Genomic DNA, 13,406 nt, shown 5'->3' on the forward strand with positions numbered 1-13,406 from the left:
CGCTCTGCGTGGGAATGCAGCCCGTGACGCTCCGCGTCACTGGACGCGGAGCGTCCCTTGAGGCATTCCCACGCGGAGCGTGGGAACGATCATCAACAAAAAGGCCCCGAGGTTCTCACCCCGGGGCCTTTTGCATTGCTGCGAAGCTTATGCCGCTTTCGCTTCCGGCTGGCTCAGGGAGCGGTTCAGCGCGCTGAACAGGGCCTTGAAGCTGGCAGTGGTGATGTTTTCGTCGATGCCGACGCCGTGCACCGCACGCTCACCATTGACCCGCAGTTCAATGTAGGCCGCGGCCTTGGCATTGGTGCCCGCGCCGATGGCGTGTTCGTTGTAGTCCATGATTTCCACCGGGATCGGCAGGCCGGCCACCAGTGCTTCCAGGGCACCGTTGCCCTTGCCGCGCCAGTGCAGGTTGGTTTCGCCCTGACCTTTGCTGGAAACTTCGACTTCCACGGCGCTGTGACCGTTTTCTTCCTGCAAACGATGGCTGACCAGCGCATACGGGGTGTTGGCCTGCAAGTACTCGCTGTGCAGCAGCGCGTGGATTTGCTGGGCTGTCATCTCCAGGCCCAGGCGATCGGTTTCACGCTGCACGACCTGGCTGAACTCGATCTGCATGCGACGCGGCAAGCTGATGCCGTATTCCTGTTCCAGCAGGTAAGCGATACCGCCCTTGCCCGACTGGCTGTTGACGCGAATCACCGCCTCGTAGCTGCGGCCGATGTCGGCCGGGTCGATCGGCAGGTACGGCACTTCCCACAGGGCGTCCGGTTGCTGCTGGGCGAAGCCCTTGCGGATCGCATCCTGGTGCGAGCCGGAGAACGCGGTGTGAACCAGGTCGCCGACGTACGGGTGACGTGGGTGCACCGCAATCTGGTTGCATTCTTCGACGACTTTGCGCACGCCGTCGATGTCGGAGAAGTCCAGCTCAGGGTCGACGCCCTGGGTGTAGAGGTTCAATGCCACGGTGACGAGATCGACGTTACCGGTACGCTCGCCGTTGCCGAACAGGCAGCCTTCGACACGGTCGGCGCCGGCCATCAGGCCCAGCTCGGTGGCGGCCACGCCGGTGCCACGGTCGTTGTGGGTGTGCAGGCTGATGATCACGCTGTCACGACGGTTGATGTGACGACCGAACCATTCGATCTGGTCGGCATAGATGTTCGGGGTGGCGCATTCGACGGTGGCGGGCAGGTTGAGGATCACCTTGTGCTCAGGCGTCGGGTTCCACACCTCGATCACCGCGTCGCAGACTTCCTTGGCGAATTCCAGTTCGGTGGCGCTGAAGGTTTCTGGCGAGTATTCGAAGGTCCACTCGGTGTCCGGCTGCTGGGCGGCATATTTGACGAACAGCTTGGCGGCGTTCACGGCGATGGCCTTGATCCCGTCCTTGTCTTGGTTGAAGACAATGCGGCGGAAGGAAGGGGAGGTCGCGTTGTACAGGTGAACGATGGCCTTCTTGGCGCCGCGCAGGGATTCGAAGGTGCGCGCGATCAGGTCTTCACGGCCCTGGGTCAGCACCTGAATGGTGGTGTCGTCCGGGATGTGGCCGTCTTCGATCAGGGTACGCACGAAGTCGAAGTCGGTTTGCGAAGCGGCCGGGAACGAGGCTTCGATTTCTTTCACGCCGACGGAGACCAGGGTCTTCCAGAAACGCAGCTTCTTGACCGCGTCCATAGGCTCGATCAGCGACTGGTTGCCGTCACGAAGGTCCGAGCTGCACCAGATCGGCGCGACGTCGATGGTCTTCGATGGCCAGGTGCGGTCCGGCAGGTTGATGGTCGGGAACGCGCGGTATTTCGAAGACGGGTCTTTGAGCATGCTCATTGGAAAATCCTTATTGTGTGGGCCGAAAAAAGGCGGCCTGCCGGTGGATCAAATGTTCTGGTAAAGCGTCAGACGAGGCACCGCGATTCAGCCCGGCAGTCGTGCACTGACGAGGCACAGGCTGCGGTGCTGGCGGAGCTGAATGAGGGTGTGAGAGGTTTTCATGCCTTCAACCCTAACCGCGGGGGGAAAGGATGGCAAGCAGTCGAAAAACTTTGAGAGGAATCCTCGAAAAGCAGGATTTTGCGAGATTTTATTGCTCGTAGGAGGCTGGATCGTTTTGTTGTTTGCGCAGTGTCTCAGCCATGCGCAATCGATAGAAGAAGGGTTGAGTGGGTTGGGAGTGGGAGTGTTCGGTTTATCTGCGGGTTTCGGTGATGCTCAGGCCGCCTTCGCGGACAAGCCCGCGAAGAGGCCATCAGCCTCAACCACTGCTTATGGCTGAAACGCACCAATAAAAATCGCCGGATCCACCCGCGCATCGTTCAGGCTGACATTCCAGTGCATATGCGGCCCGGTCGCGCGGCCAGTTGAGCCGACTTTCCCGACCACGTCACCACGCGCCAGTTGCTGGCCGACTTTCACGTCGATCTTCGACATGTGGCAGAACATGCTGATAAAGCCCTGGCCGTGGTCGACGAACACCGTGTTGCCGTTGAAGAAGTAATTCCCGATCAGGATCACCTTGCCGGCGGCCGGGGTTTTGATCGGCGTGCCTGCGGGCACTGCAAAGTCGAGGCCCGCGTGGGGATTGCGCTCTTCGCCATTGAAGAAGCGGCGCACGCCGAACTTGCTCGACAGCGGCCCATCTACTGGTTTGTCCAGCAGCAGGTTGCTCGGGGTATTCGGACTGAAGCTGCGGTAGGCCCGGATCTGCTCGGCCAGCTCGCCTTCGATGCGCTTGAGATTTTCCGGGTTCGGATTGACCTGCTGCGTATTCTTCAGGGTGATGTGCTGTTCCGGGTATTTCTTGCTGCCGACGGTGAAGCTCAGGTTGCGGCCACCGCTGCTAAGCGACTGACTGCCCGGTTTGACCGTCAGCGGCACGCCGACGATGGCCAGCCAGTTGTTCTGTTCCTTGACCACCAATACGGGCTTGCCTTGGTAGCTGGCTTTCGGTGCCTGGGCGGAGCTGCCCAGATCCACCACTGCCACGCCACCCGGCACCGGTTTGTTCAATAGACGGGTGATGTAACTGTCGGCGTGGGCGTTGAAGGTCAGGCACAGCAACAGCAGCGGAGCGAAAAAACGCGACATGGATCAATCCAGTAAAGAAAGGGTGACAGGCGTCAGGTGATTGTCTTCGACCCGCACTTGCAGCTCGCCTTCGCCGAGTTTGGCTTTCAGGCGCTGGCCAGTATGGGTCTGCGCGGCGCTGCGGATCGCGTTGCCGCGCTCGTCCAACAGAATGCTGTAACCACGGGCGAGGGTCGCCAACGGACTGACCACGTGCAGCGTCTGCATCTGACTTTGCAGTTGCAGGCGACGGGATTTAAGGCCTTCGCGCATGGCTCGGGGCAGGCGCTCGGCGAGGCTGTCGAGGCGCTGGTGAAGCATCGCCAGTTGTCGCCCGGGATGTTGCCCGGCGAGGCGGGTTTCCAGACGGATCAAGCGTTCGCGACGGGTATTGAGGCTGCGTTCGAAGGCGCGGCGCAGGCGCATGTCCAGATCGTCCAGACGTTGCGCTTGCTGACGCAGGCGCTCGCCGGGATGGCGCAAGCGGCGAGAGATGCCTTCCAGGCGCAGCCGATCACGCATCAAGCGGTCACGCATGCGCATCACCAGTCGTCGGTGCAGGCTTTCGACCCGACGCACCAGATCGCTGGAGTCCGGCGCCAGCAGCTCGGCGGCGGCGGACGGCGTCGGGGCGCGAACGTCGGCGACGAAGTCACTGATCGACACGTCGGTTTCATGGCCGACGGCGCTGACAATCGGCGTCACGCAGGCGTCTACGGCGCGGGCCACGGCTTCTTCGTTGAAACACCAGAGGTCTTCCAGCGAGCCGCCGCCACGGGCCAGGATCAACGCATCGAAACCACGGGCGTCCGCCAGTTTCAGTGCGCGGACAATCTGCGCAGTGGCTTCGCGGCCTTGCACGGCGGTGGGGATCAACGTCAGTTGCACCTGCGGCGCACGGCGGCGGAACACACTGATGATGTCGCGGATCACCGCGCCGGTGGGTGAACTGATGATGCCGATGCGTTGCGGGTGCGCCGGCAATGGCACTTTGCGCTCGGCGCTGAACAGGCCTTCGGCGCTGAGTTTTTCCTTCAATGCATCAAAGGCCAGGCGCAGGGCGCCATCACCGGCCGGCTCTACGGTGTCGAGAATCAGTTGGTAGTCGCCGCGGCCCTCGAACAACGAAACCTTGCCGCGAACCTTGACCGCCAGGCCATCCTTCAGCGCCTGGCGAACCCGTGCCGCGTTCTGCCGGAACAAAGCACAACGCACCTGGGCGCCGCTGTCCTTGAGGGTGAAATACACATGGCCGGACGCCGGGCGGGCGAGGTTGGAGATTTCGCCTTCGACCCAGATGTTGCTGAACACGTCTTCGAGCAACACCCGCGCGCGGCCGTTGAGCTGGCTGACAGTCAGGACTTCCCGGTCCAGGCCGAGTCTTGCAAAGGGATCTTTAATCATGGGCGCAGTTTAAAGGCATTCGGCGATCAATCTCCATGAGCCAGTGTAAATCCCTTGTGGGAGCGGGCTTTGCTACGGCAATCGGGTGAAGTGTTCGACGAATTGCTGAACCAGCGCGGTGGGATCTTGCCGGCAGGCGAGGGCGACGGTGCTGTGGCAATCCGGATCGGCCAAGGGGAGAAAGTGGATGTCCGGCGGCGCGATGTCCTGCATCGACTCCGGTAGCAGCGTGATGCCGAACCCGGCCTGGATCAATTGCAGTTGCGTGGTTTTGCGCGATACCACCCGAGCCGCCCGGGGAAAGAACCCTTGGCGCATGCACAACTCGGCGGACAGATAGCTCAGGCCGCCACGCTGTGGATGAGGGATGGAAATAAACGCTTCATCCTTCAACTGTGCCAGATCGATGCCGTGCGCCGACTTATCCACAGCCAGCCGATGATTTGGCGGCACCGCCAGCAACAGACGCTCGCTGTACAGCGGAACAATCTGCACCCCTTCGCGCTGACGCAGCACCGGCAGGCGCAACAGACCCACATCAAGGCGACCTTCGGCCAATTCTTCCAGTTGCGCCTCGGAGGACAGCTTGACGATGTCCATCGACACCCCGGTGTGCTGATCCAGATAGGCGCTGATGCCGCGCAGCAGCCGACCGCTCATGGGCACGGTGCTGGAGTGACTCAGGCGCAAGACGCCCAGTTGGCCGGTGCCCACCTGAGTGGCCATTTCGCTGGCCTTGGTCAGTTCGTTCAGCAGGTTTCTGGCCCTAGGCAAGAAGGCTTCACCCGCCGCGGTCAGTCGGGGCTGGCGCGCGGTGCGTTCGAACAACGGCGTTTGCAGGCGGGTTTCCATGTCCTTGATTTGCCGGCTCAAGGCAGATTGAGCAATAAACAGTCGTTCGGCCGCAGCGCTGAAGCTGCCGCTCTCGGCGATTTCCACGAAGTAACGCAATTGGCGGGTTGAAAGCACCAGGTATGCCTTTTTGAGATGGGTGGTCGATTTTGAAGATATTAGTCGCAACGCCTGACGCTGGCTAAAGTCATCACAGGAATAAAAGGAAGCCGTGTCGATGAATGTGTTGGAGTTGTTAAACCAATGGCCGTGGGGTGCGGTGGATTGGTTGGTGATCGGATTGGGTGTTGCTCTGGCCTACATCGTGTTCGGCATTGCCGGTTTTGGCACCGCGCTGGTAGCGGGGCCGGTTCTGATTCTGTTCATGCCGCTGTCGAAAATCGTGCCGCTGCTGGTGCTGCTGGATTTCGTTGCGGCGTTCGGCAATCTGCTGCCCTCGCGCCGAAATGTAGCGCGGCCCGAGTTGCTGCGACTACTGCCGTGCATGGCGGTGGGCTGCACGTTGGGGGTGATTTTTCTGCTGAACCTAAAGTCCGATGTGTTGTTGCTGTTGATGGGGCTGTTTATCAGTGCCTATGCGATTTACAGCCTGTGGATCAAAACCCGTCCGACGCAATTATCCGCCGGGTGGGCGGTGCCAATGGGCACGGTGGGCGGGATGTTCGGGGCGCTGTTTGGCAGTGGTGGTTTTTTGTATGCGATCTATTTGAACAGTCGGTTACCCAAGGACGAGGCCCGGGCCACCCAAAGTGCGCTGATCAGTTGCAGCACCGTGGTGCGTTTGAGCCTGTTTGCCGTCGCCGGGGTGTATGCCGAGCTACCCTTGTTGGTATTGGCGCTGTGTTTGTTGCCGGCGATGGCGCTGGGGTTGTGGATCGGCCGGCGGTTGACCATGAAATTGTCCCGCGAGGCCTTCGTGCGGCTGGTGACCTGGCTGGTGCTGGCCAGCGGGATTGCCTTGATCGGGCGTTATTTGAGTACTTGACCGGATTTCGTCAGGGATTAAGCTGCCGGCCGTCCTGGCAATCGGCACGCCGCAGGAACATCCATTTGACGCAGTAGGCTTGCACCATGAATTCGCAAAGCATCATCGTCCCGAAAATCTCCACACTGCCGGTACACGAACCCCGGGCTCGGGCAGTCGTGCGGTGGCTGGTGCGCAAGAACATCATTAAAGAAGAGCTGACCACCTGTGGCCGCACCGGCAATCGCATGGCCCACGCCATCGCCGACGGTGCCCGCGCCGTGGTCCTGCACCCTGAAGCGCTGCCGTTCGGCGAGCCAATCAATGGCCTGGAAATCATCACCAAGCGCTGCATCTATACACCGGCCAAGGGTTTCCTCGAAGAAGCCGGCTGCGCCGAGTGCCGCAAGGAAATTGGCGAAGCGCTGTTCGAAAGCCTGGAAGACTGGATGCCGGGGCGCACCGATAACTTCACCTGCCCTGAATGCGGGCATGAAGACGACATCAACGGCTTTCTGTTTTTGCAGGAATGCGGCTTTTCCAACCTGGGGTTCATCTTCAACAATTGGCTCGAGGCCGGGTTCAAGCAGGACTTTATCGATGAGTTTGCCGATTGGCTGGATCAGCCCGTGAGTTGGGTCAAAGTCGAACTCTAAATGCCGACCCCGGTCCTCTGCGGGGGACAATGTTTCTCCGTATGTCAGTAATGCCAATAATAGGCAGAGTTTTACATTGAACCCGAGGGGGTGTCTGACTATAATGGCGCGCTTCCATTTTCCCGCTCGGGAGCCCCCGCGATGCTGCGTATCAGCCAAGAAGCTCTGACATTCGACGACATTCTCCTAGTGCCCGGTTATTCCGAGGTGCTTCCTAACGAAGTCAGTCTCAAGACCCGCCTTACCCGTGGCATCGAGCTGAACATTCCACTGGTTTCTGCCGCCATGGACACCGTTACTGAAGCCCGTCTGGCAATCGCCATGGCTCAGGAAGGTGGCATCGGCATCATCCACAAGAACATGACCATCGAGCAGCAAGCTGCCGAAGTGCGCAAGGTCAAGAAGTTCGAAGCCGGCGTCGTCAAGGACCCGATCACCATCGAGGCCGATGCCACGGTTCGTGATCTGTTCGAACTGACCCGCCTGCACAACATCTCCGGCGTTCCGGTACTGCACGATGGCGACCTGGTCGGCATCGTCACTTCCCGTGACGTGCGCTTCGAAAACCGTCTGGACATCAGTGTCCGTGAAGTGATGACGCCCAAAGAACGTCTGGTCACGGTCAAGGAAGGCGCCAACAAGAACGATGTGCGTGAATTGCTGCACAAGCACCGCATCGAGCGCGTGCTGATCGTCGACGACAAATTCGCCCTCAAAGGCATGATGACCGTCAACGACATCGAAAAAGCCAAGGCTTACCCGCTGGCCAGCAAGGACGATCAAGGTCGTCTGCGCGTTGGCGCTGCAGTCGGTACCGGTAAAGACACCGGTGACCGCGTAGCCGCCCTGGTCAATGCCGGCGTGGACGTGGTGGTGGTCGACACTGCCCACGGTCACTCCAAAGGCGTGATCGACCGCGTTCGCTGGGTCAAACAGAATTTCCCTGAAGTGCAGGTCATTGGCGGCAACATCGCCACCGGCGCTGCCGCCAAGGCCCTGGCCGAAGCTGGCGCTGACGCAGTCAAGGTCGGTATCGGCCCAGGCTCGATCTGCACCACCCGTATCGTCGCCGGTGTCGGCGTCCCGCAAATCAGTGCCATCGCCAACGTCGCCGCCGCCCTTGAGGGCACTGGCGTTCCGTTGATCGCCGACGGCGGCATCCGTTTCTCCGGTGACCTGTCCAAGGCCATCGTGGCCGGTGCTTCCTGCGTGATGATGGGCTCGATGTTCGCCGGTACTGAAGAAGCGCCAGGCGAGATCGAACTATTCCAGGGCCGTTCGTACAAGGCTTATCGCGGTATGGGTTCGCTGGGCGCCATGTCCCAGGCTCAAGGTTCCTCCGACCGTTACTTCCAGGACTCCTCCGCGGGTGCCGAGAAGCTGGTTCCGGAAGGCATCGAAGGGCGTGTTCCTTACAAGGGCACCCTGAGCGCCATCATCCATCAACTGATGGGCGGCCTGCGTTCCTCGATGGGTTACACCGGCAGCGCCGACATCGAAGAAATGCGCACCAAGCCTGAGTTCGTGCGGATCACCGGCGCTGGCATGGCCGAGTCCCACGTCCACGACGTACAGATCACCAAAGAAGCGCCAAACTACCGCGTAGGTTGAGGCTTCAAGCAAATCGTTAAGCAACCGGGGCTGTTCTATTCAGCCCCGAGTTGTTTCTGAATCACGACTGTTTCTGAATTACTTAGACGAGACTGAATCATGGCCCTCGACATTCACGCTCACCGCATCCTGATCCTCGATTTCGGTTCCCAGTACACCCAACTGATCGCCCGCCGCGTGCGTGAAATCGGCGTTTACTGCGAATTGCATCCGTTCGACATGGACGAGGAAGCCATTCGCGAATTCGCTCCAAAAGGCGTGATCCTCGCCGGCGGCCCCGAGTCCGTGCACGAAGCCGACAGCCCTCGCTGCCCGCAAGCAGTGTTTGACCTGGGCGTGCCAGTCTTCGGTATCTGCTACGGCATGCAGACCATGGCCGAGCAACTGGGCGGCAAGGTTGAAGGTTCCGACCTGCGTGAGTTCGGTTACGCCCGTGTTGATGTGGTCGGCAAGAGCCGCCTGCTCGACGGCATCGAAGACCATATCGACGCCGATGGCCTGTTCGGCCTCGACGTCTGGATGAGCCACGGTGACAAGGTCACCAGGATGCCGGAAGACTTCCACATCCTGGCCAGCACCCCGAGCTGCCCGATCGCCGGCATGTTCAGCGATGAGCGTCGTTATTACGGCGTGCAGTTCCACCCTGAAGTGACCCACACCAAGCAAGGCGGTCGCATCCTGTCGCGCTTCATCCTCGATATCTGCGAGTGCGAAGCGCTGTGGACACCGTCGAAAATCGCTGAAGACGCTATCGCCCAGGTCCGCGCTCAGGTCGGCACCGACAACGTACTGCTCGGCCTGTCCGGCGGCGTGGACTCCTCGGTGGTTGCCGCGCTGCTGCACAAAGCCATTGGCGACCAACTGACCTGCGTCTTCGTCGACAACGGCCTGCTGCGTCTGCACGAAGGAGAGCAAGTGATGGCCATGTTCGCCGAGAACATGGGCGTCAAAGTGATCCGCGCCAACGCCGAAGAGCAGTTTCTCGGTAACCTGGCGGGCGAGTCGGACCCGGAGAAGAAGCGCAAGATCATCGGCCGTACTTTCATCGACGTGTTCGATGCCGAATCCTGCAAACTGGACAACATCAAGTACCTGGCCCAGGGCACCATCTACCCGGACGTGATCGAGTCGGCTGGCGCGAAAAGCGGCAAGGCGCACGTGATCAAGTCGCACCACAACGTGGGCGGCCTGCCGGAAGAAATGAACCTCAAGCTGGTTGAACCCCTGCGCGAGCTGTTCAAGGACGAAGTCCGTCGTCTGGGCCTGGAACTCGGCCTGCCGTACGACATGGTCTACCGTCACCCGTTCCCGGGCCCGGGCCTGGGCGTGCGGATCCTCGGTGAAGTGAAGAAGGAATACGCCGACCTGCTGCGTCGCGCCGACCACATCTTCATCGAAGAACTGCGCAAGGCCGACTGGTACCACAAGGTCAGCCAGGCGTTCGTGGTGTTCCAGCCGGTGAAATCGGTTGGCGTGGTCGGCGATGGCCGTCGTTACGCCTGGGTCGTTGCCCTGCGTGCCGTGGAAACCATCGACTTCATGACCGCGCGTTGGGCTCACTTGCCTTACGAACTGCTGGAAACCGTCAGCGGCCGCATCATCAATGAAATCGAAGGCATCTCCCGCGTTACTTATGACGTGTCGAGCAAGCCGCCAGCGACGATCGAGTGGGAGTGATCCCGGTTTCAACTGATCGTCCGTAACACCTGAAAGGCCCCGTGAATGTGAGTTTACGGGGCCTTTTTACGTATCAGCTCCGGTGCTGTGCTGATTACACAGGCAGGCGCCCTTCAAGCGTCATGCCCATGCGGTGGAGTGCTCGTGCAAGAAGGCCAATATTCTGGTAGTTGACCTGATGCACATCGGTCCAGGCGGGACGGTTGATCAGAAAGCCGCCATCCTCGGTTCGCTCAATCATCGTCCGCACGATCACGCCGGTCCTGCTGCGATGGATCAACGTCCAGGTGCCCTCTGATTGCTCGATGGTGAACATGCCCGGACGGTACAGGAGCCGGAGGATGGCTTCCTGTGTTCGTTGAGTGATTGGTGGGGTGGGCATTTTCAAGCTGATATCGGCATACAAGGTGTCAAAGTCTCCGCGCATCTGCGGCAGTGGGGGCTGAACGTCACGACCCACCTCGATGCCATGGTCTATCTCGATGTGCAGGCTCTGGTCAGGACCGACCTCTTCGATCCGTAAACCGATCCCCCCCTCCATTTCGCTGATACCGGCAATTCCCCTGAACGTGTTGGTGTTTTCCTGGCCGGTCAGCACCACCCATTTTCCAGGGCTGTAGGCTTCGTTGGCCTGGATGATCGTGTGAGTGAGGTAGTTCTTGATGGATTGTTGCGACAGGGTGCCAAAGGACGCGTCCGGGAACCGATAGCTTGCCAGGCAATCAGTGGACTGGACTCGAATGCCGTACTGTTGGGCCGTCCGGACGACTTCAAGGGGTGTGAACTGCCCGGCGGGATCGCTCTGGAGCTGTTTCAAATACATTTCCAGCATGCCTTCCATCTTCCCTGTATCGGCGAAATTATTCAGGTCGACTTGAAGGAAGTCGTTGAGCAAACGATGCATGTAAATCGTCTTGACGCCTTGCTTCGACAGCGTCTGCATGTTTTCGATGAGGAACCGCATACTGGCAATGCGATCCTGACTTTCGCCGACGACTAGCCCGGGCGCAGTATCGAATATTTTCTCAATGAGTTCCGAGGGCGTCATGGACGGCGTGATGACGGGCTGTACCGGACGTGCGGGCAATGAGGCAAAAAAGTTCTTGGGGATCTGGAAAGTGCGCGCATCTCTCACCAGGGCCGTACGCCGTGCAGCGACGAACTCATCGTATACAGTCACGGCTTTTATGGTCCCGTCGGGAAGGTTGACCATTTTGAAGTGCGTTTCTTTTTGGCCTAACGCCAGGAAATTCATTGAACGTCCATTGGGGGTATCGTATTTCGTCAGGTGTCGGAAAAGCTCAGCCGGTGGCCGGACATGGGTGGTTCCCGTGGAGGATCCGGGAACAGGGTCGGGCAGGTCCTTGCCGCCGCCCCTCAATCTGCTTTTCGGCGCCAGTTCCCACTCACCCTCGGCATTCAGGCGTACTGGCATAGACCCTGAAGAGGCGAGAGGGTTTTGTGGGTCGATGATCGCCCACGTGCCGCCGCCGTTGATGTCGGCTTCGTAGCGCACGTAGTAAGCCTGATCGTTCATCAGGATGGCGGTAGAAGGGTTTGAGTCCAGCGAGTAGATGCCCTGGAGTTTTCCGCTCGTGGCCAGAGGCGTCTGGCTTTCCAGGATTTCATTGCTCTGCCAGTGCTCTGGCACTTCAATGGCTTGCGTGGATTCCTTCGGCAGAGGCGTGAATTCTTCAAGTTGACGGATGATTCCCTGAGCATCATCGGACGCTTGTGTACCGACAGGTTCATCCGGATGACCGGCTGCCTTCAGGTCGGCCATCTCGGTCGCTTCGGCTGCGTCGACCGAAGCTCCCGCTTCCTCCATTACGCCGGCTTCTTTGAGCAGCGGAATATTGAACAACACATTGATCCCATCAAGCACCGCGCCGATAACGCCAGCCTTGCGTTCCGCCGCCGTTTTGCCATTCACCGCTTTGTCGATATTCAAACCCATCGCCGCGATGCTGGCCCCGATCACTGGCAATGCGATCGGCCAGCCAAGCACCGCCAATGGGCCGAAAACGTGCAGCCCGACAGTCAGATAACCCAGCCACAGCTGTTTACGCATCTGTCCATTGCTCACCAGCGTCAGGTCGGCCTCTTCCAGCATTGTGCGCTGGACAGCCCGGGTCTGCCAGGTGAACACATCACCGCTAATAGTGATGTCTTTTTGATTGATCAAATGGTGGTCGTACTTGCCCCAAGTGCCGACCAGCTGATTCATGAGTGGGGTGATGTTGTCGTGGACCTCCTTTCGCACCGACAGCGGGAAATGGGTCATGAATTCGGTGCGGGGCTGCTCTTCGTTCATTTGCAGCAGCATCCACCAGTGCATGTCCGCCACTGTCGGATGCACATGGAAGGGCTCTGCGGCGCCGGGAACGTAGGTGATCTGCCGGCCATTGGGCTCAACGATGCGCAGGATATCGGTGGCGACATGCCCTGCGACATCCAGCGCACAGACACGAAGACCTTCAGGCGTAACGGTTTGCGCTTGCAGGGTCGCCAAGGTGATCGGCCAGGACGCGTTACCGACCATGGCCCTGATGACGGTCTGGAAATCCTCCTCTTCGAGTTGCCCGCTTTCCCGTGCCTGCACGGCTTTGCTGAGGTAGTTACATTTGGCCAGGGTGCGATAGTCATCAAAATGGCTGGCCCAGAACGCATTCAGCTTCTCCAGGTAGCGTTGACTGAGGTCCTTCTCCCACAGGTCTGCGAGGACTTTCCTGGGGTACATCCGCACTTCATTGGTTTCGTTGTAAATACTGGCGTGCGCATCCGCCGTATAAAAGCCGCCTTTGAAGTCCAGTTCGAGGGCGTCGTCCTGGTCGGTTACGCGGTACCGGTGGATGACCAGTTGCGTCAGGGTAAAGGACTCACTGATTTTGGGCTCGTACTCCCAACCACGAAATGCCTTGGTGCTGCTGGCTGCTAAACCGGAGAAGCGATGCCACCAGACCTGATCCGGGTCCAGATGGGTTATGCCGTGTTTTTGCAGGATTTCACTGGCGACCGCATGGGCTTCCTCCTGCAAGCCGGGGCAGGCTGTCACAACGACGGGCGCGATGAGTCTGAGTGTTTCCTGGTCGGCGGCATTGCTTGATGCGGGGGGATTTTGTTCGGTAGACATGCTCTCGTTCCTTGAGAAATGGGCCGCGATGATTGCCCGTTTCCAT

9 protein-coding genes are annotated in these 13,406 nt (G+C 59.7%); 4 read left to right on the plus strand and 5 right to left on the minus strand.

What is annotated here, in order from left to right; all coding sequences use genetic code 11:
* Positions 1–147 precede the first annotated feature (147 nt).
* The 4 genes from leuA to PMI21_RS07050 all read right to left on the minus strand — a co-directional run bounded on the left by leuA (position 148) and on the right by PMI21_RS07050 (position 5,436).
* Positions 148–1,827, minus strand: coding sequence for a 2-isopropylmalate synthase (leuA, locus tag PMI21_RS07065; RefSeq protein ID WP_007940449.1), 1,680 nt, complete (start codon positions 1,825–1,827; stop codon positions 148–150).
* A gap of 435 nt (positions 1,828–2,262) precedes the next feature.
* Entirely contained in the window at positions 2,263–3,084 is an 822-nt protein-coding gene (locus PMI21_RS07060; protein WP_007940450.1) for a peptidoglycan DD-metalloendopeptidase family protein, read from the minus strand.
* A 3-nt stretch (positions 3,085–3,087) separates the two neighbouring features.
* On the minus strand, positions 3,088–4,467 hold the full coding sequence (gene xseA, locus PMI21_RS07055) for an exodeoxyribonuclease VII large subunit (RefSeq protein ID WP_007940451.1): 1,380 nt from the start codon (positions 4,465–4,467) through the stop codon (positions 3,088–3,090).
* 72 nt (positions 4,468–4,539) lie between these two features.
* Entirely contained in the window at positions 4,540–5,436 is an 897-nt protein-coding gene (locus tag PMI21_RS07050; protein ID WP_007940452.1) for a LysR family transcriptional regulator, read from the minus strand.
* A gap of 100 nt (positions 5,437–5,536) precedes the next feature.
* Here PMI21_RS07050 and PMI21_RS07045 point away from each other — a divergent pair, with 100 nt between their 5' ends.
* The 4 genes from PMI21_RS07045 (at position 5,537) to guaA (ending at position 10,227) form a co-directional block, all read left to right on the plus strand.
* On the plus strand, positions 5,537–6,304 hold the full coding sequence (locus PMI21_RS07045) for a sulfite exporter TauE/SafE family protein (RefSeq protein WP_007940453.1): 768 nt from the start codon (positions 5,537–5,539) through the stop codon (positions 6,302–6,304).
* Positions 6,305–6,390: 86 nt separating this feature from the next.
* On the plus strand, positions 6,391–6,939 hold the full coding sequence (locus PMI21_RS07040; protein ID WP_007940454.1) for a hypothetical protein: 549 nt from the start codon (positions 6,391–6,393) through the stop codon (positions 6,937–6,939).
* Between the two features lie 141 nt (positions 6,940–7,080).
* Positions 7,081–8,550, plus strand: a complete 1,470-nt coding sequence (gene guaB, locus PMI21_RS07035) for an IMP dehydrogenase (protein ID WP_007940455.1) — start codon at positions 7,081–7,083, stop codon at positions 8,548–8,550.
* Positions 8,551–8,649: 99 nt separating this feature from the next.
* The gene (gene guaA, locus PMI21_RS07030; protein WP_007940456.1) at positions 8,650–10,227 is read left to right on the plus strand and encodes a glutamine-hydrolyzing GMP synthase; all 1,578 of its coding nucleotides are present in this window, start codon (positions 8,650–8,652) and stop codon (positions 10,225–10,227) included.
* A 94-nt stretch (positions 10,228–10,321) separates the two neighbouring features.
* On the opposite strand, the gene PMI21_RS07025 is transcribed toward guaA, so the two are convergent.
* Positions 10,322–13,360: a membrane-targeted effector domain-containing toxin gene (locus tag PMI21_RS07025; RefSeq protein ID WP_007940458.1), complete on the minus strand. Its 3,039-nt coding sequence runs from the start codon at positions 13,358–13,360 to the stop codon at positions 10,322–10,324.
* Positions 13,361–13,406: the final 46 nt, after the last annotated feature.

Origin of the sequence: Pseudomonas sp. GM18, assembly GCF_000282195.1 — a bacterium.
Lineage (GTDB): Bacteria > Pseudomonadota > Gammaproteobacteria > Pseudomonadales > Pseudomonadaceae > Aquipseudomonas.

What these genes read in the sequence shown, in the direction of transcription:
- leuA (WP_007940449.1), bottom strand. Translation starts at nt 1,827, where the DNA reads ATGAGCATGCTCAAAGACCCGTCTTCGAAATACCGCGCGTTCCCGACC.
- PMI21_RS07060 (WP_007940450.1), bottom strand. Translation starts at nt 3,084, where the DNA reads ATGTCGCGTTTTTTCGCTCCGCTGCTGTTGCTGTGCCTGACCTTCAAC.
- xseA (WP_007940451.1), bottom strand. Translation starts at nt 4,467, where the DNA reads ATGATTAAAGATCCCTTTGCAAGACTCGGCCTGGACCGGGAAGTCCTG.
- PMI21_RS07045 (WP_007940453.1), top strand. Translation starts at nt 5,537, where the DNA reads ATGAATGTGTTGGAGTTGTTAAACCAATGGCCGTGGGGTGCGGTGGAT.
- PMI21_RS07040 (WP_007940454.1), top strand. Translation starts at nt 6,391, where the DNA reads ATGAATTCGCAAAGCATCATCGTCCCGAAAATCTCCACACTGCCGGTA.
- guaB (WP_007940455.1), top strand. Translation starts at nt 7,081, where the DNA reads ATGCTGCGTATCAGCCAAGAAGCTCTGACATTCGACGACATTCTCCTA.
- guaA (WP_007940456.1), top strand. Translation starts at nt 8,650, where the DNA reads ATGGCCCTCGACATTCACGCTCACCGCATCCTGATCCTCGATTTCGGT.
- PMI21_RS07025 (WP_007940458.1), bottom strand. Translation starts at nt 13,360, where the DNA reads ATGTCTACCGAACAAAATCCCCCCGCATCAAGCAATGCCGCCGACCAG.